Annotated in this window: 14 protein-coding genes; 8 read left to right on the top strand and 6 right to left on the bottom strand. The window is 57.0% G+C overall.

The genetic code is table 11. The features are described from left to right. Window positions 1-49: 49 nt before the first annotated feature. The 3 genes from Mal15_RS06740 (at window position 50) to Mal15_RS06730 (ending at window position 4,915) form a co-directional block, all read left to right on the top strand. The gene (locus Mal15_RS06740; protein WP_147867061.1) at window positions 50-1,120 is read left to right on the top strand and encodes a glycoside hydrolase family 130 protein; all 1,071 of its coding nucleotides are present in this window, start codon (window positions 50-52) and stop codon (window positions 1,118-1,120) included. 167 nt (window positions 1,121-1,287) lie between these two features. Continuing rightward, window positions 1,288-3,480, top strand: coding sequence for a glycosyltransferase family 4 protein (locus Mal15_RS06735; protein ID WP_233903317.1), 2,193 nt, complete (start codon window positions 1,288-1,290; stop codon window positions 3,478-3,480). Further along, window positions 3,470-4,915, top strand: a complete 1,446-nt coding sequence (locus Mal15_RS06730; RefSeq protein WP_147871875.1) for a glycoside hydrolase family 130 protein — start codon at window positions 3,470-3,472, stop codon at window positions 4,913-4,915. Before Mal15_RS06735 ends, Mal15_RS06730 begins: the two co-directional genes overlap by 11 nt. 81 nt (window positions 4,916-4,996) lie before the next feature. Here the strand turns inward: Mal15_RS06730 and Mal15_RS06725 are convergent, their stop codons facing one another. Next, the gene (locus tag Mal15_RS06725) at window positions 4,997-5,329 is read right to left on the bottom strand and encodes a hypothetical protein (RefSeq protein ID WP_147867059.1); all 333 of its coding nucleotides are present in this window, start codon (window positions 5,327-5,329) and stop codon (window positions 4,997-4,999) included. Window positions 5,330-5,790: 461 nt separating this feature from the next. Between Mal15_RS06725 and Mal15_RS06720 the strand changes: the two genes are divergently transcribed. The 5 genes from Mal15_RS06720 to Mal15_RS06700 all read left to right on the top strand — a co-directional run bounded on the left by Mal15_RS06720 (window position 5,791) and on the right by Mal15_RS06700 (window position 9,205). Further along, entirely contained in the window at window positions 5,791-6,102 is a 312-nt protein-coding gene (locus Mal15_RS06720; protein WP_147867058.1) for a hypothetical protein, read from the top strand. A 145-nt stretch (window positions 6,103-6,247) separates the two neighbouring features. Then, window positions 6,248-6,454: a cold-shock protein gene (locus tag Mal15_RS06715; RefSeq protein ID WP_147867057.1), complete on the top strand. Its 207-nt coding sequence runs from the start codon at window positions 6,248-6,250 to the stop codon at window positions 6,452-6,454. A 1,541-nt stretch (window positions 6,455-7,995) separates the two neighbouring features. After that, window positions 7,996-8,337, top strand: coding sequence for a hypothetical protein (locus Mal15_RS06710; protein WP_147867056.1), 342 nt, complete (start codon window positions 7,996-7,998; stop codon window positions 8,335-8,337). Then, entirely contained in the window at window positions 8,330-8,782 is a 453-nt protein-coding gene (locus tag Mal15_RS06705) for a hypothetical protein (protein ID WP_147867055.1), read from the top strand. Before Mal15_RS06710 ends, Mal15_RS06705 begins: the two co-directional genes overlap by 8 nt. 102 nt (window positions 8,783-8,884) lie before the next feature. Next, window positions 8,885-9,205 (top strand): hypothetical protein, encoded by a 321-nt coding sequence (locus tag Mal15_RS06700; protein ID WP_147867054.1) that lies wholly within the window; start codon window positions 8,885-8,887, stop codon window positions 9,203-9,205. 1,087 nt (window positions 9,206-10,292) lie between these two features. Here Mal15_RS06700 and Mal15_RS06695 read toward each other — a convergent pair. The 5 genes from Mal15_RS06695 to glgX all read right to left on the bottom strand — a co-directional run bounded on the left by Mal15_RS06695 (window position 10,293) and on the right by glgX (window position 16,521). Continuing rightward, on the bottom strand, window positions 10,293-11,423 hold the full coding sequence (locus tag Mal15_RS06695) for a DUF1570 domain-containing protein (RefSeq protein ID WP_147867053.1): 1,131 nt from the start codon (window positions 11,421-11,423) through the stop codon (window positions 10,293-10,295). Window positions 11,424-11,590: 167 nt separating this feature from the next. After that, complete coding sequence (locus Mal15_RS06690) at window positions 11,591-13,120, bottom strand: ABC transporter permease (protein ID WP_147867052.1); 1,530 nt, start codon at window positions 13,118-13,120, stop codon at window positions 11,591-11,593. Window positions 13,121-13,123: 3 nt separating this feature from the next. Beyond that, window positions 13,124-13,711 carry a DUF2141 domain-containing protein gene (locus Mal15_RS06685; protein ID WP_147867051.1) on the bottom strand — a complete coding sequence of 196 codons (588 nt, stop codon included), beginning with the start codon at window positions 13,709-13,711 and terminating at the stop codon, window positions 13,124-13,126. A 4-nt stretch (window positions 13,712-13,715) separates the two neighbouring features. Next, complete coding sequence (gene dcd, locus Mal15_RS06680) at window positions 13,716-14,291, bottom strand: dCTP deaminase (protein WP_147867050.1); 576 nt, start codon at window positions 14,289-14,291, stop codon at window positions 13,716-13,718. Window positions 14,292-14,418: 127 nt separating this feature from the next. Further along, on the bottom strand, window positions 14,419-16,521 hold the full coding sequence (glgX, locus tag Mal15_RS06675; protein ID WP_147867049.1) for a glycogen debranching protein GlgX: 2,103 nt from the start codon (window positions 16,519-16,521) through the stop codon (window positions 14,419-14,421). Window positions 16,522-16,642 lie beyond the last annotated feature (121 nt).

The raw sequence follows: 16,642 nt of genomic DNA, 5'->3' as shown, positions 1-16,642 counted from the left end.
AAATGATGCGGGTGGAGCGACCATCGCCGACACAGCTGGTCAATTATTGATGATACAACGACTATCCGAATCGGTCCTGCTCTGTCCCGCGGATTTGCGACCGTCGCGAGATGATTTCGCGGTGATCGGCGTCTTCAATCCAGGCGTCGTCCAAATTCGCGATGAAGTCGTCATGCTCACGCGAGTTGCTGAAAGGCCGATAGCACAACGTGCCGGTTTCACGGGGTTGCCTCGGTGGGAATCGAGTGGTGACTGTGTTGTCGACTGGGTCCATGACGACGATTTGATTTCGGTCGATCCGCGTGTCGTGCGAACAAAGTCCGAGGGTCTTCTGCGGCTGACGTCGGTATCCCATCTACGTGTGTTTCGCAAACGGGCCGGTAGCCCCGAGGGCTGGGTGCCGGGGCCAACACTCATTCCAGCGACGGCATTGGAAGAGTTTGGCATAGAAGACCCGCGGATTACGAAGATCGATCAAACGTATTGGATCACCTACGTGGCGGTCTCGCGACCGGGAGCCGCAACGGCGCTGGCTTCCAGCGATGACATGCTGACCTTCAAGCGGCACGGCTTGATCTTTTGTCCCGAGAACAAAGACGTCGTTTTATTTCCTCATAAGATCGATGGCCAGTTCGTAGCACTGCATCGCCCCAATCCGAACTCGCATTTCAGCCAGCCTCAAATCTGGCTTGCCCGATCGCCCGACCTTCTGCATTGGGGCAGACATCAGCCGCTGCTTCGAGGACGAACGACGTGGGAAGCAGACCGAGTCGGTGGAGGAACTCCGCCAATATTGATCGACGAAGGCTGGTTGCATCTTTACCACGGCAGTCAGCGAGCCCGGCAAGGTGGCCGCGTCGGCGAATACTCCGTGGGGGCATTGCTATTGGACCGAGACGATCCGTCTCAAGTGCTGGCGCGATCTCAGCAGCCGATCATGCGACCGGTGGCTGAGTCCGAGCGAAACGGTTTCGTAGCCAATGTCGTGTTTCCGACGGCATTGATCGAATCGAACAGGGACGATCACGACGACGTGCTCAGCGTTTACTACGGCGCGACCGACACATCGATCGGCGTCGTCGCATTTTCCAAGCGAGACATACTGAACGCAATTCATTGACATTCAACACCAGAACACCGAAGGGGCCTCCGATGGCCAACCCTGACCTTACCAAAATCGCTTTCGTTGGCGACTACACACCGCGGAAATGCGGCATTGCAACTTTCACGCACGATTTGCGCGGCGCAGTCGCCAGTGCTTCGTCGGCCCAGTGTATTGTTGTGCCAGTGGACGATCTCGCAGATGGCTACAACTATCCGCCCGAGGTGCGTTTTCAAATCATAGAACAGGACATCGATGCCTATCGACGTGCCGCTGACTTTTTGAACTTCAGCAATGTCGATGTGGTCTCACTGCAGCACGAATTTGGTATTTACGGAGGTCTTGGTGGCAGCCACATCCTGGCCTTTCTGCGTGACATACGGATTCCGGTCGTGACGACATTGCATACGGTTTTGTCGGATCCGGATGCGACGCAGCGGCGGGTCATGGAACAATTGACTGAGCTTTCCACGCGATTGGTCGTGATGACGGAGCGAAGCCGTGTAACGTTGTGCAAAACGTACACCGTCCCCGAAAGCAAGGTGGATCTGATCGCACACGGCATTCCAGACGCGCCGTATGCGGATACAAGCGGATTTAAAAAGCATTTCGGCGTGGAAGGCAGGCAGGTTGCGTTGACGTTTGGGCTCCTTTCTCCGAACAAAGGTATCGAGTACGTCTTGAGATCGATTCCGGATGTCGTTCGCGAATTCCCCGACTTCATCTATCTGATTCTAGGAGCGACGCATCCCAGTTTGGTGCGCAGCGAAGGCGAACGGTATCGAATCAGCTTAGAGCGGATGGCAAAGGAGTTGGGGATTACCAGGCATGTCAGCTTCTACAATCGATTCGTAGAACTACATGAGCTGACCGAATTCATCGGCGCCTCTGACCTCTACATCACTCCTTACCTGAACGAAGCACAGGCAGTCTCTGGAACGCTTGCCTATGCATTCGGCTGCGGGCAAGCTGTCATCTCGACTCCGTATTGGCACGCCCAGGAACTGCTCGCGGACGATCGCGGAGTACTCGTCCCGTTTGCTGATTCGGATGCAATTGCACGAGAGATAATCTCGCTGTTGGGCGACGATCGAAGACGCCGGGCGATGCGAGACCATGCCTATGAAATGGGACGCGATATGCTCTGGAGTCATGTCGCAGAAATCTATCTGCGTTCCTTCCACGATGCGCAAGCGAAGCGGGCCAACGACCGCAAGCCGCTGGCAATGCGAACGTTGGATGAGCAACCGCTAGACCTGCCTCACATGAACTTGGAACACCTCCAGCGGATGACCGATTCCGCCGGCATTATTCAGCACGCAAGTTTTTCGATCCCCAATCATCATGAAGGATACTGCACCGACGACAACGCGCGAGCATTGATCTTGACGGTGTTGCTGGAAGAATTAGGCAAGGATTCGCAGGAACTGCACTCGCTGGCATCAACCTACGCCGCATTTCTGAATTACGCCTTCAATGAAAGGAGTCGCCGCTTTCGCAACTTCCTCGGTTTTGACCGACGATGGCTTGAGGAAGATGGTTCCGATGATTCGCAGGGTCGCGCGGTTTGGGCGCTCGGGACCTGCGTCGGTCGTTCACGGCGTCGAGGCTTTCAGGCGTGGGCAATGGAGCTGTTTTCCAAGGCGCTGCCCGCGTGCGAGAGCACGACGTCGCCACGCACTTGGGCACTCGCACTGCTCGGTGTCCACGAATACCTACGCCGGATGAGCGGTGATCGTGTCATCGGTCAAACCGGCGAACGATTGGCGGAGAAACTCGTCGATCTATACGACCACGTGGCGACCGAAGACTGGTGCTGGTTCGAGGATGTCGCTTCTTACAACAATGCCAAGTTATCACACGCATTGATCCTGAACGGGCGTTGGAATGACAATCCGCGGATCACGGAAATCGGCCTGGAGTCGCTTCGATGGCTGTGCGCGAAACAGTTGTCTCCCGAGGGCAGATTCCGTCCGATCGGATGCAATGGCTTCTGTCGTCAGGGCGAAACTCTTGCCGTCTATGATCAGCAGGCGATCGAAGCACACGCCATGGTTTCGGCTGCGATTGCCGCCTTCGACGTGGTCAAAGAGCCGTTCTGGTGCGAACAAGCCCATTTGGCTTTCGACTGGTTCCTTGGTCGAAACGATCTCGGGCTACCGATCTACAACGCGATGACCGGCGGATGCTACGACGGGCTCGCCGAACACCAGGTCAACGAAAACCAAGGCGCAGAATCGACGCTGGCATATCTGCTTTCTTTAGCAGAAATGCAACGATTGGAAGTTTCTCTCGCTGCGTTCAAGAGTTCACTACCCAACCCGACAACAAAGCTGGGCCAACCCAAGGAATCCACCACCGGTGCTTATGCCACTTAAACGGACCGGGATCGTTCTTTCCCCCAATAATCGACGGGTGGTGCTTCGCCCCTTTGATCTCCCTGGTAACGACCGAAGGCTTCGGGTCATCGCTCGCATTGCGACACTTTCGGAAAACGAAGTTGATGCACAGCTACATCATGTACTGGAAGAGTTCCACGGCAGACATCAACGGCCACGTGAATTCTTCTTGCGACGATACGAAGCGATGCGATGTTACTTGCCGACCGACACACCGCTTAGCGAAAACCGCCAACTGTTGGTTGGTGCCTACTTTACCCAGGAATACGCGTTGGAATCTGCAGCACTGTTCAATCCGTCGATGGTCTGGCACCCCAACCAGTCGAATCTCGCCGCGGGTTCTCGGCGTTTCGTATTGAGTCTTCGGGCGGTAGGTGAAGGACACACTTCATCGGTTACGTTTCGCTCGGGCGTCATTGATGGGGACAACCAGTTGTCGATCGATGGTCCGACAAAATTCGTCACGACGCCCGAATTCGTACCCGACGCGGTTTACGACAAAGAGTTGTTTTTTCGTAAACTGGCCGAACTTGATTTGGGCAATCCGTTCACAGGGCATGTGCTATCTAAATTGGCCAGCGCGTTCACTTTGGATCAACTGGACACCTCGCTGAAAAGTTGTTTGCGCGAATATCGGTCCCAACATCACGAGTTAGCACCGATCGTCGAGAAGGTCATCACGCTCGCGAAATCAAACTACGAAATCACCTACTTGCCAGACCACGAATTGTCCGAACGTCTGATTTTCCCGTTCGGACCTACCGAAACCAACGGGATCGAAGATGCTCGCTTCGTGCAGTTTCAAGAGGAAGACGGCTCGTCGCAGTATTACGCCACTTACAGCGCGTATGACGGAAAGATGGTCCTGCCACAGTTGCTAGAAACCAAAGACTTCCTGCGTTTCAAAATGCACACGCTCAATGGACCAGCCATCTCCGACAAAGGTCTCGCTTTGTTCCCTCGAATGGTCAACGGGCGTTACGCCATGTTGTCACGGCAAGACGGCGAACATCTCTACCTGATGTACTCCGATATGCTGTACTTCTGGTATGCCAAAGAGATCATCGTGAAGCCAACCTTTCCTTGGGAGTTTGTCCAGATGGGAAATTGCGGTTCACCGATCGAGACCGATTCGGGATGGTTAGTGCTCACTCACGGTGTCGGCCCGATGCGCAAGTACTGTATCGGCGCAATCCTGCTTGACCTGGACGACCCATCACGATTGATCGGTCGCTTAAAGGAACCGCTGCTAACGCCCAACGAGAACGAGCGAGAAGGCTACGTCCCAAATGTGGTTTACAGTTGCGGTAGCGTGATCCACAACGGTCATCTCGTGCTTCCCTACGCGATGTCGGACTACGCCACCACCTTTGCCACGGTGCCCGTTGACAAACTGTTATCTTCGATGATCTGAAAGAGATGCTTCGCGAGAATATGATCCAAATTTGGCCATCCAATCACCCTGCGAACGAGGTGCAGGTCCGACTCGTACCTTTCAGAAATCACCCCAATTCCATCCTCTGCCATCGAAATGTCCTTCGAGCGCCACACAAAAAAAAACGCTGTTTCCTTGGATGCGGGACGGGAAATGAAAATCGCCATCTGCCAAGCCGTGGTGTGGCAGCGACTGGTGCGCTAAACGAGTCGTTCTCGATAAACCGTTCGAGACGACTAACACACCGGCCGCACTGTATTCGCAACATTCGTCGGCACAAATGGAGAGATCGACCTGATCAACGAGGCAAATCTGCTGATCTTTGTGATTGGCATTGCCTTTTCTGTTCCGCGTCGCTACTCTTTCCGTGTCGGGACCTTTTGTCCCGACCACTTACACTTTGATCGGAATGAATGAGACACGCAGCTTTAGCCGGCACGTGGGTTCCGATCACGAGATAATAGGCTGAGCTAGGTGCTCATCTTCTCGCTCGGCGAATGATGTATTCGCCATCTGCTGCTAACCATCGGTCGCGTCGACCTCCTGGAGATGCTGCTCGCGTCATCACGACGCATCCCATTCCGAGACAAGTTTGTTGGTCCGGAATCTAAGGAAAGCGGTCTTCGCTGATGCCACGAAAGCAAAACGCGATCGTCGCCAGCAAAACTACGAATCCAGCCAAGGCGCACACGCAGATTTCTCGGCTTGTTGGCAGTTTTACGCAACCAATGACAGCAATTGCTGTCCATCGCAGAATCGACCACGGAGTCGGCGGATCAGAAGTTTCCATCCGCTGATCGGATCCGGACGAGCGTCCCCCTAAACGACAAAAAACCTCGAAGGAATTCGAAGCCTTGGATTTGTTTGCCTCGCTTCAGCGGGCTTTAGCTGAACAGAACGAACAAACGGAAGGGGTCGGCGATTGCCTGAATCACGATCGAACTACGCGCACCAGTAACCTAGGAAAATTCATCATCGCTAAAAACCAAAATGCGTTCGCCAAGCGAGCTCGCGAAATGGAAAAGAAACGCAAGGCCGAAGCGAAGCTAAATCGCCGCAAAGAGCGAAAGGCGGCGGAATCTGCTTTGCCGCAAGCTCAATCGGACGACGAAACTGAAGAAGTGGCTCCGACGCAGACCGAGAAATCTCCCGCCGACGAAAACTAATTGCACAAAGACAAACACGACGCCGTCTGGCGAGACCTCGGTCTCTTCCCCGGTGTTGATCACAATCACCGTGTCTAACTGACTGCGTGAACGTTTCTCGCAAACCGGACCGACACAACTGTTTTGAAGAGTATTGGATTAAAAAATGGAACAAGGCACAATCAAGCGAATCACAGACAAAGGATTCGGTTTCATCTCGCCCAAAGACAGCGACAACGACATGTTCTTTCACAGTTCGTCCGTCGATGGAGCACACTTCAATGACCTCCGCGAAGGCCAAAAAGTGACCTACATGATCGGCCAAGGCCCCAAGGGCCCGCGTGCTGAGAATGTACGTGTGGACAACGAGTAATCGTCAGCACTTAATTCACGTGCAGCGAGGCAATTCTGGACGTCGGCACTTTCTCAAGTGCCAGCGTCTTTTTGCACACTGGAGTGCGTCTCGCTGGCATCCGCATCCTGCGTCCCTCTGACGGCACCGAACAGCGCGGCCTGCTTCATCGGTTGTTCGCTGTATTCAGTCGCGACAATGTTGGATCGAACGCGTAATCCTGACTCGACTGTGGCCGCCTCTACGATTCAGTCCAGTAAGTGATTCTCGCATTAGCAAAAAGAGCACGAACGATGGCCAAACACCGGCATAGAACATTTGAGATATTCGACACCTACAACGAGGCGGCGTTCGCCCTTGAGTCAAAGTCGTCGCAAAAAGTACTTCAGCAGAGCCGCGAAACAGACGAAGTTTGGACATTCCGGTGTCTGACAGTTTGCCGCGGCGAGCGCGTCATTCACGTCACCTTCAAATCTTCCAACTGTCCCGAGCAAGATCATCCATGTGACCTCCGCGCAGATCTTGCGAGGCTCACCGGTCTATTGGTCAATGACAGCCCAGTCCTGGTGGACTTCGAAGGTCTGGACGAATTTTCCGCCAGATGCGTTGAAGAACTGGCACGCTTTCTTCGAAAGCTTCAATCCAAGGGGAGCCGCATTGCACTTTGCAATCTTGGGTCCGCTGTTCGGGCGTCCTTTTTCCCAGACCGCGTCTGTGAACGAGCCTGAAAGTAGTCCGCTTGCATCGCCGAGGGAACCCGAGGTACAATAATGGGAGGTGCGGCTTTTGCACCTTTACGCAGCCTGTCGCACGAATCCAAACACAACGCCGCTGCAAATGCCGGGAATACAAATATCACGAGAGAGTTTCCTCGAAGATCCGCAGGGGCGGACGTACGCAGATGTTGTGGACGACCCAAAGCAACCATTCGATGTCGCTTTGGAGTTCTTCAACGATCAGAACCGGCAACGGAGGATGGAGGATGCCGAGTTGCACCACGACCGATCACCGTTAGCCGGCGTGGTACGCGAGTTGGAATCCTTGCCGGAGATCGATTGCTTTCTCGCCGAGGCGGAAGTGCAACGAAACAATCGATTTCGCCAGGCTATCGGGGTCTTGGTTCGGTTGATTATGGAGCGTCGTGGCTGGAAAAAGACAGGGAGAAAAGGTTCATTGGGGGTTCGCGCGTCCGGAGCAGCGCGGACTCCTGCCCACAACACTGGGGGCCTCGCGTTCTGGTTTGTGCGCGCCGAACGATACGAACTCAAGAATGGAATGCCATTCCGCTCCGTGCGACAGCGGTGCAGCGAACTTGAGGCAGCACCGAGACGATCTCAAGCTCACCGCTAAACTGGCTTCGTGCCGTCGACCCATGCGGCTTGCCTTGAGCAAGGGTGTAGATGTCTGCGCGGGATGACTCTGGAACACTTGGTGCACGGACTGCTGATTTGTCGCGGCAACTCTTCGGCGATGGATGTCGACGGAGGCGTTAACGCCGAATGTCCGGTAGCGGACAAAGAAAGGCTGCGCTCACGAGTCTCGAATGAGAAGGCGTGTTTTTGATGAAACAATTCGATTGGATCGTCGGCTGCTTCTCGACGCGGCAAAAGTCGTTGCGGGTCTACAATCGCGGAATCTCCCAAGCGAGACAGGGCAAGCATGATGTCACGATTCAGCACTACGCAACGGTCATTGGCAATTCGGCTGTGCCGGAAGATGTGAAAGCAATGTCGCCATTCAACCGCACGTTGGCGTACGCCAATGTCGACGACAGTAGGGGAGCAACGGACCTGAATATGGTTCTGAAGATGCGTGACGCACCGCCCCATATGAAAACAGGAGCGACACGAAAACTGGCAAGAATGCAACAGCGTGCCGAGCGCCGGTCCAGGAGCCATGATTAAACCGAAAAAAGTGATCGAACGGTTTCGCGACTTAACGGACTGCCACAAAATGGAGTCGCGGCTGATTGGCGAGCTGCGTCTTTTGCTTGAACAACCAGCGACAGCGCCTACGCGGCATGCGATCTTAACGATTCTCAATCGCCTGCTTGACAATCTTCCCCTGCACATTGAGCTGGCATCTCAAGGAGGCTACTTGATCGAGGTGCGTCGCCTTCGCCCAAGTTGGCAGCGGCACATTAAAGCACTTCGGAGAGCAAACGCCTGTTCCCTGTCATCTCTTCACGAGCTATGCAAACGCATCAGACACGAATCGCCTTCCGAGCCAATTGATGCGAGAGAATGCGGCGAGATCAAAGCTTGGATCCGATCACTCCGCTCATTGCGAGAACAGGAGTGTCAATTGCTCCAAAATGCTTTTTCGATCGACATTGGAGGTGAAGCGTGAGTCACCCACCTTTCGAGCAAGCGGTTGAATTTCTCAACGAAACGGATACTTCGTTCACCGACCCCAGCAGGCAATGCGACATGCCGAGAGGAATGGTGCTCAATGACTCAGTCGCCTGATTTTGACGCGGACCCGATTCGATTGCTGCACATCGACTTCATTGGAGGGCCGTACGATGGTCATGTCGAAACCTATCACACTCGTGCCCGGCTTCTCCCTAAAGAATTGACTTGGCGCGTCGGCGCGGATGCACTCAGAAGACTCAAGGATGCCGGCCACGACTCGAATTCTGATTCTCACCAATCCGTGACGAGCGTCGCTCTTTATGCGCGCGAAACAACTGGCGACACGTATCGATATCGCTTCGTTGCCACAATATCCATCAAGCAGCTAACTGATTCGATCCGCGACCATGAAGACTGATGAGATGCCTCCCCGAGACCCCAGTGCCCCGCGAATCGATACCAGCGACTTGAGTCCGATTCCCCCGCCTTGCGAGAATTCATGAGCGAAAAGAAGCCGGTACCACTACTTGATCGCGGAAACCGAAAGACGTGTCCTGTTTGCGGGCAGCGCTCGTACTCGCGAGAAGGCATTCATCCGCAGTGTGCGGTAAAGCTGGCCGACGCCGACCGAACCGAGGAGATCAAGACAAGAAAATTGGCCGAAGCGACCAGAACTGAAACATCGTCATGGAATAAGAAGACGTGTCCAAAGTGCAAGCACGTGGTACATATACGTCAGAAAGTCTGTCAATGCGGGCACGCTTTTTTCTGAAATGCTTACCGACCTGTGTGACCATGCTTGTAGCTTCGTTGGTCATTGAACTGGCCATGCTTCCGCGATGTGGCAAAAGGTGCCATGAAACCTCGCCTGTTCTGGATCGCCGTTCCTGCGTTCAGACAGCCAGCTCATGTTCATCAGAACGAGCAGACAGGGCAGCGTGCGTTTTGCCACCAAAACACTTCCTAACCGACTGTTTGCGCTGCAGACCAAGCGTTCTCCACGATTGGCGGCTGCGAGCGTTATTTCCAACTGCTCGTGTCGGTCGAGGCTGCTCTAACGCCGGAATCCGAGCCATTGGAATGGACCAAGCCTCGCTGTTACCGTCGCGGAGGTTGGGCCAATGACCGCACGAAGCGACATCGGTTCGTGCCGGCGGTGGCGGACACCGCTGTCTTGGCAGGGGGAAGCGTTGGACCGCCGCGCCGGTTGGACCTTCGGTATCGCCGTGGGGGCGAGGTCAAATTACGGTCCGGTCGCAGATGCCTGGGGATGCTTCCAATGCTTGGCGACTGCGAATCCGTTCTTCAGGGGTAACCAGTGACGTGATGTGGAAAATGCTCGGCGCTCTACGCGAGCAGGCAGGCCTGGGCGCTGTCCCCCGGCGTGTGGTGGATGAACCGGGCAAGATCGGGTCGAGCGATCACGGCAAATGGAAATGGAGTGCCAACGCGTTGGGGCCGACACCGGAAAAACGGGGTTGACGCCGCGAACTGGGGAAATCGGGCTAGCGGACGCGGCGCATGTATTTCAACAGCGCCCGGTCGATTTCAACAAGCGGTGTGCCAAAAGTTTCCTCGAACATCTCCAGGCGTTCGCGCGCGGTCAATTCGGCCATCGGTTTGCCGCTACTCAGCTGCCTCAGGTACTCGACGTACTCTTCGCGACGAGTTTTGAGCAAGTAATAGGTCAGGGCCCAACTTTCGGCGTAGGCGTCGGTGGCGGTGTCAGAACTGCGAAATCGATCGTCATCGGACAACAGCGTGACGATGGAATTGGACGGCCGCGTCGGCAGATAGTCACGCCATCGTTTCAGGTTCACCTGATTGACGCGACCGATCCCACGCCAACGCGACGCACTTTGAAAATCGGGGGATTCAAAAAACATCGCCAGCCCTTCGCTGACCCACATCGGGTTGTCGGCGAATCGTCGTTGCAAGCCGCAGTTGTAGGCCAGTTGATGCGTGGCTTCGTGAATGATCGTTGCGACGTTGCGTTCCAGATTGGGCATGTTGAACGTCGTCATGCGGTTGCTGGACAGATGGTAGTAACCGATCACGAGCTGCGCCGTGTCGCCGACCTCCGCGCCGGCGTGTTTCAAAAAATCGTCGCGGTCGGCCAGCACCAGTGCGACGAGCGGAAACTTGGGTTCGGGCAATCGCCAGCGTTGATTCTTCCAGAACGCATAGAAGCCTTTGTAAAGCTGTTCGAACAGCAATCCGACTTGCTTGACATAGGCGTCCGAAGTGTTGTGGGCGATGACGTAGTGGGCGGTTTGGTAGATCGAAAAGCCGTCGGGCAATTCTTCCTTCATCCGCTCGGCCATCTGATCGGCCGTGAGCGGACGCATCACTTCATCGTCGGATTCACGTTTGAGGATCTGGTCGGGCTGGATCATCCAGATGCGGCCGTCATCACTTTGCAGCATCAAGCCGCCGTCCTGGGCCTCGACCAGGATTTCTCCGTTGACCGTTCGGGTCGGCATCGGTGCGCCGTTGACCAGGTCCGTCTTGTCCGATTCAAAAGTGACGGTTTCCACCGCGACGGCCGGTGACGCCACCAGGGCCAAACTGGCGGTGCAAAACAGGAAAACTGGAATCGCAATCACGCCGGCGTTGTTGAAAATCAAAAGGGGCATCCTTGGACGGGGAATCCATCGAGAGGGCGAAGAGCAGTGAGCGAACGAGCGATGCGGCAATCGTTGGCGTCTAGCCTTTAGGCGATTCCCGGTCGCTGCGTCGCAGCGAGATTGGGCGATTAAAGCCTGTACACCAACACGCATGCCGTGCTATCCAGTGTAGGTGATTACGCGGCTCGCTTCCAACGGAACCGACTGGCGATGGCCAGAACGATGATCGCGGCGACATACCAAAATGCCAGCGCGGCTTCTTGATGACGCGCGCCGCTGTGCAGAAGCGCGAACAAGCGTGTGCCGACGGTCACGACGCCGGGGGGGATGACCGGAAGTGTTGCCGGAACATCGCCGCTGGCCACCACCGCCGCGGCCAGTCCGGCAATCAACAACGGTTTGGCGAGCAGCGGCCGATCGACCAGCCACAAGCGGCCGAGCCAGGAAAAATCGATGCGGGCGCTGTCCAAGATCGCCCTGTCGATCCCCGCGTAACCGGCCCGCAGGATCCAGTAACTGACCGGCAGCGCACGGGCCATCAGCGCCACCACGGTCGGCACCAGCGTTTGGTGATAGAGGGTCTGCAGCCCGGGCACGGGCAGTGTGAACAAACGCACCACGGTCAGGCCGATGATCGGGCCGGGAATCAGAAACAGAATCAGCGAGAGCAGCTCGACACTTCGGCCCAAGGTCGGGCGCCGGCGAGTGACCGACGCCAGCGACCACGCCAGCGGGATGCAGACCGCGGCCGTCAGCGCCGCCAGCGTGGCCGTCCCGACGTATTCCCTGGAAAACTCCCGCGGCGCCGCGGCGAGTAACCCGATCGCATGCCGCAGCGACCAGTCGACCGCCAGCGTCGATTCGGGATCCGACGAGACCGTGATCTGATGCCCGACCTTGACCACCAAACCGGCCAACGGGAACGCATACATCAGCGTCACCATCACAATCGCGGCGGCCGCCGCCAAGCCGGGGATCAGCGGCCGTCGTCCGTCGTCACCACTTTGCGATGGTTGGTGTCGCAAACTGCGGACGTCCGATCCGCGGCGTCTGGAAACCAGAAACGAACTGAAGATCGCGATCGACAGGGCGCAGGGCAGCACCAGCAGGACCAGGATGGACGTGATCGAAGGGCTGACGGCGTGAAACAGGTAGAACTCGTCGGCCAAGGTGCGCACGCCGTACAGGTCGACGACGGTCATTTCGGTGGCCGCCAGGATCGCCGTGGCCAACAGAGCGGTGCCCACCCACGGCGCGGCGATCGGCAACCGGATCCGCCACCACGTCCATGTCCTGCCGCCGTCCAGCCGACTCTGGTCGATCACTTCGGGGGCGATCCGCACGGTCGCGAACCACGTCGCCAACGACACCACCGCGGCGCCCAACAAGCCGTGAATCCAAACACAAGCGACCAGCCCGCTATAGCGGCCGGCCAGTCCGGTGTAGGTCCGCGCGGCCGTTTGTGAAAACGTCAACCAGCCGAATTTTCCCGCGGTGGCTTCCCACGCCGCGGCGTGCAGGATCATCGGGGTGGCCAGGCAGGCGACCAAACTGACCAGACAATAGGCGTTGACCGCACGCCCCCATCGGCGGCGTTGCGGAACCAGCGAAATCAAGAACGCGAGCGGGATTCCGATCGCCGCGGCCACCAAGACGCTCAACCCCATCAATTGCAACGTCAACAACAGCGGGCGAATCCAAAGCATCAATCAATACACACGGATTTCGATGGCCGTCGATTCGGTCGGCCGCTGCATGATCGTTTGCTCGTAGGTCGGCGGCCCGACCAGGCTGCGTGCATTGTTGGAGAACCCGTAGGGTTCTACCGGCGCATTGAACAGCGCGCGATTCAGTTCGCCGTTGTCGTCCAGATCATGGTAGGCGGCGATCGCGAATTGTTCCGGCAAGAAATCCAGCTTGATCTCCCACACCACGAACCCGTCGATCGGAACCAACGAATCTTTGATGATCGCCTGTTCCGGGTTTCCAAACGTGTGGGGCGAATCGTAAACCGCGATCCGAATCGGGCCTTCGGAATTGAGCTGGCTGGTCGCCACCCGGATCAAAATCACGTTGGGAGGCAGCGAAACAACTTGGTCGGCGCTGTCAACGGTTCCCAAGTCGACGTCGATTTCTGGGGTGCCCGGGGGGCTGGCCCAGATCATCGCCAACCCGATCAGGAAGATCAGCCCGGCAAAGGCCAGCAGCAGGTTTCCATGACTCTCCTTCCAGGCGCGGCGGTAGCGGCCTTTCTCGTTGGGAGAGCGGAGCGGGCGATTGTCTTTCGGAACAGGCATGCGATCAACGGCTGGGAGTTTCGCCGAAGTTAAGCTCCAGTTGCGTTTCGTCAACCGTGCCGCCGAATTCGCGGTACATCAAACTGGGTTGGATGTCGCGGCTGTGTTGATACTTGTCACTACAGTACGCCGCACCGTCGCCGCTGAGTTCTTGATAATAAATCTGACAGATCTGCATGCCGGGGACGATCCGGACCGGTTGGACGCAATGCATTTCCAACGTCCAGGTGCCGCAATAGCCCACGTCGCCCAGCGATCCGCCGGGGTTGATGAACAACCCCAATCGGCCCAGCGAGCTACGGCCTTGGATCATCGGCACCAAGCCCCGGGTCTCGGTGTATTCGACCGTTCGGCCCAGGTACAACACGTTGGGTTGCAGGGTCAGCCCTTCGGCGGGGATCTCCAGTCGCCGATAGCGATTGGGGACCGCGACGTCGAGCACAACTTCCTCGTAAACCAACAGTTCGTCGTGCAAGGCGAGGTTGTACCCGTTGGGGTTCAACCGGGCGGGGTCGAACGGATCGATCTTGATTTCGTCCAGTCGCAGCCGCCGGTGAATCTCGTCGCTCGATAGAAGCATCGCCGTTCCGAATCGATTCCAATGGAAAAACCCGAGCCGGCAAACGGTGCCGAGATCGGGCTCTCCAGAGTGTAACAAATCTGAGCAAGGTGAAGCGAGTGGCGGTTATTTTCGCCGCTTCGCGTCCCTACTTGCGGCGCTTCGCGGACACTTTGCCGCTGACGAACACCTTTAGCGAGTGACAGGGCATGTCCACGGCCCGATTGCTCGGCGGCATCGGCCCGTTCAAATCCGGATAAATGTCCTTGGGGGAGTCCGCGGCGGTATCCAGGAACAGGTTCCATTTCATGCCGCGGCCGACCGCCGGCAATTGTTGCGTGCGGTCGTCGCCGGTGCTGTTGAACATCATCACCAGATCGCGTCCCAGGCCGGCCGGGTCTTCGGCCCGACTCGGGGCGGCGATGTAAGCGACCATGCTGAGATGGTGTTGTCCCCAATCCAGCGGGCTGCCGTCATCGGCGTACCAGGACACGTCGCGGATCAAGCGGCCGTCGACCGGTTGCCCGGTCAAGAAATTGATGCGCCGCACGGTCGGTTGCTGGCGTCGGAAGTGAATCAGCGATTGGACAAACCGCAGCACATCCTTGTTCTTGTCGACCATCCGCCAATCGAACCAGCTCAGATCGTTGTCCTGGCAGTAGGCGTTGTTGTTGCCGCGTGCGGTGCGGCGGACTTCGTCGCCGCTGACGATCATCGGGACGCCTTGTGACAACAGCAGGGTTGCCAGCATGTTGCGGATTTGTCGTCCACGGATGGTGTTGACGCCTTTTTTCCGCGTCGGGCCTTCGACGCCGTAGTTGTCGCTGATGTTGTGATTGTCGCCATCGCGGTTGTCTTCCCCGTTGGCCATGTTGTGCTTTTCTTTGTAGCTGACCAGGTCGTTGAGGGTAAAACCGTCGTGGCTGGTGATGAAGTTGATGCTACAAAACGGAGGCCGTCCGGCGTGTTCGTACAAGTCGCTGCTGCCGGCCAGTCGGGTCGCCAGCGCGCCCAACGTGCCGCCGTCACCACGCCAGAATCCACGAACATCGTCGCGGTAGCGGCCGTTCCATTCCGCCCAACGGTGGTTGCCGAACGAACCGACCTGGTAGGCGCCCGCGGCGTCCCAGGCTTCGGCGATGATCTTGGTGTCGGCCAACAGCGGGTCTTCGGCGATCAGTTCGACCATCGGCGGATTGGGGACCAGGTTTCCGCCCCGGTCACGTGACAGAATACTGGCCAAATCGAACCGGAATCCGTCGACGTGGTAGTTGTGCACCCAATGCCGCAGACAATGAAAAATCATTTCGCGGACGACCGGGTGGTTGCCGTTCAGCGTGTTGCCGCATCCGCTGTAGTTGGTGTAGTGCTCCCCTTCGCTCAAGATGTAGTAAACCTGATTCTCCAGCCCCTTGAACGACAGCGTCGGGCCTTGCTCGTTGCCTTCGCAGGTGTGGTTGAACACGACATCCAGGATCACTTCGATCCCTGCCGCGTGCAACGCTTTGACCATCTGTTTGAATTCGTTGACTTGCGCTCCCGGGCGTTTGTCGAAGGCGTATCCGCGGTGCGGCGAGAAGAACGCCATCGGGTCGTAGCCCCAATAATTGGGCCGCTGGGGCGGGTTGCCGTAGATATCCAGGATCGGAAACTCGTTGACCGGCATCAGTTCGACGGCGGTCACGCCGAGCGATTGCAGGTAGGGGATCTTTTCGATCACACCCAGGTAGGTGCCGGGGCATTTGATTTTGGCCGTGCGGCTTTTGGTGAAGCCACGTACGTGCATTTCGTAGATCACCGACTCGCTCAGGTCACGGCGGAGGTGCCGGTCGTCTTCCCAATCGAAGTCATCTTTGACGACGACGCATTTGGGAGGCCGCACGACGCCGTCGGTGCTGCGTCCGAAGGTTCCCGCGAGGGCTTGCGCGTAGGGATCGATCAGACGGGCGGCCGAATCGAAGCGTTGCCCCTTGGCCGGGTCCCACGGTCCGCTGGCCTGGTAGTGATACAGCTGCCCCGCTTCCAGCCCTTTGACGTTCAGACTCCAGACGTCACCCCAACGATCGGTCTCGCGATCAAACTCGATGATGTCGGCCGGTTCCTGGTCGGTGACTTTGTTGTAGAGCAGCAAACGCATTGCGGTTGCCGAGCGGCTGAACACCGAAAACTGGACGCCGTTCTCCTGCAACGTTGCACCGAACGGCGGCTGGTAGGTGAACTGAAGGTTTCCGGTCGGTTGTCGCATAAGCATGTTGTGAGTGTCTCCTGCAATCCTTTCTGAACGCGTCTGTGGGGTGAGCACACCATGTGCCACCTCCAATGCGCCTGCATCACGTGCCTGCACAATGCTTGCCAGAAACCCTACCACCTGC

It is taken from the genome of Stieleria maiorica (genome assembly GCF_008035925.1).
In the GTDB taxonomy this organism is placed as follows: Bacteria; Planctomycetota; Planctomycetia; order Pirellulales; family Pirellulaceae; genus Stieleria; species Stieleria maiorica.
The sequence above is the reverse complement of the archived record's forward strand: the minus strand, read 5'-3'. Positions and strand labels throughout refer to the sequence as shown.

What these genes read in the sequence shown, in the direction of transcription:
- Mal15_RS06740 (WP_147867061.1), top strand. Translation starts at nt 50, where the DNA reads ATGATACAACGACTATCCGAATCGGTCCTGCTCTGTCCCGCGGATTTG.
- Mal15_RS06730 (WP_147871875.1), top strand. Translation starts at nt 3,470, where the DNA reads ATGCCACTTAAACGGACCGGGATCGTTCTTTCCCCCAATAATCGACGG.
- Mal15_RS06715 (WP_147867057.1), top strand. Translation starts at nt 6,248, where the DNA reads ATGGAACAAGGCACAATCAAGCGAATCACAGACAAAGGATTCGGTTTC.
- Mal15_RS06710 (WP_147867056.1), top strand. Translation starts at nt 7,996, where the DNA reads ATGAAACAATTCGATTGGATCGTCGGCTGCTTCTCGACGCGGCAAAAG.
- Mal15_RS06705 (WP_147867055.1), top strand. Translation starts at nt 8,330, where the DNA reads ATGATTAAACCGAAAAAAGTGATCGAACGGTTTCGCGACTTAACGGAC.
- Mal15_RS06700 (WP_147867054.1), top strand. Translation starts at nt 8,885, where the DNA reads ATGACTCAGTCGCCTGATTTTGACGCGGACCCGATTCGATTGCTGCAC.
- Mal15_RS06695 (WP_147867053.1), bottom strand. Translation starts at nt 11,423, where the DNA reads ATGCCCCTTTTGATTTTCAACAACGCCGGCGTGATTGCGATTCCAGTT.
- Mal15_RS06690 (WP_147867052.1), bottom strand. Translation starts at nt 13,120, where the DNA reads ATGCTTTGGATTCGCCCGCTGTTGTTGACGTTGCAATTGATGGGGTTG.
- Mal15_RS06685 (WP_147867051.1), bottom strand. Translation starts at nt 13,711, where the DNA reads ATGCCTGTTCCGAAAGACAATCGCCCGCTCCGCTCTCCCAACGAGAAA.
- dcd (WP_147867050.1), bottom strand. Translation starts at nt 14,291, where the DNA reads ATGCTTCTATCGAGCGACGAGATTCACCGGCGGCTGCGACTGGACGAA.
- glgX (WP_147867049.1), bottom strand. Translation starts at nt 16,521, where the DNA reads ATGCTTATGCGACAACCGACCGGAAACCTTCAGTTCACCTACCAGCCG.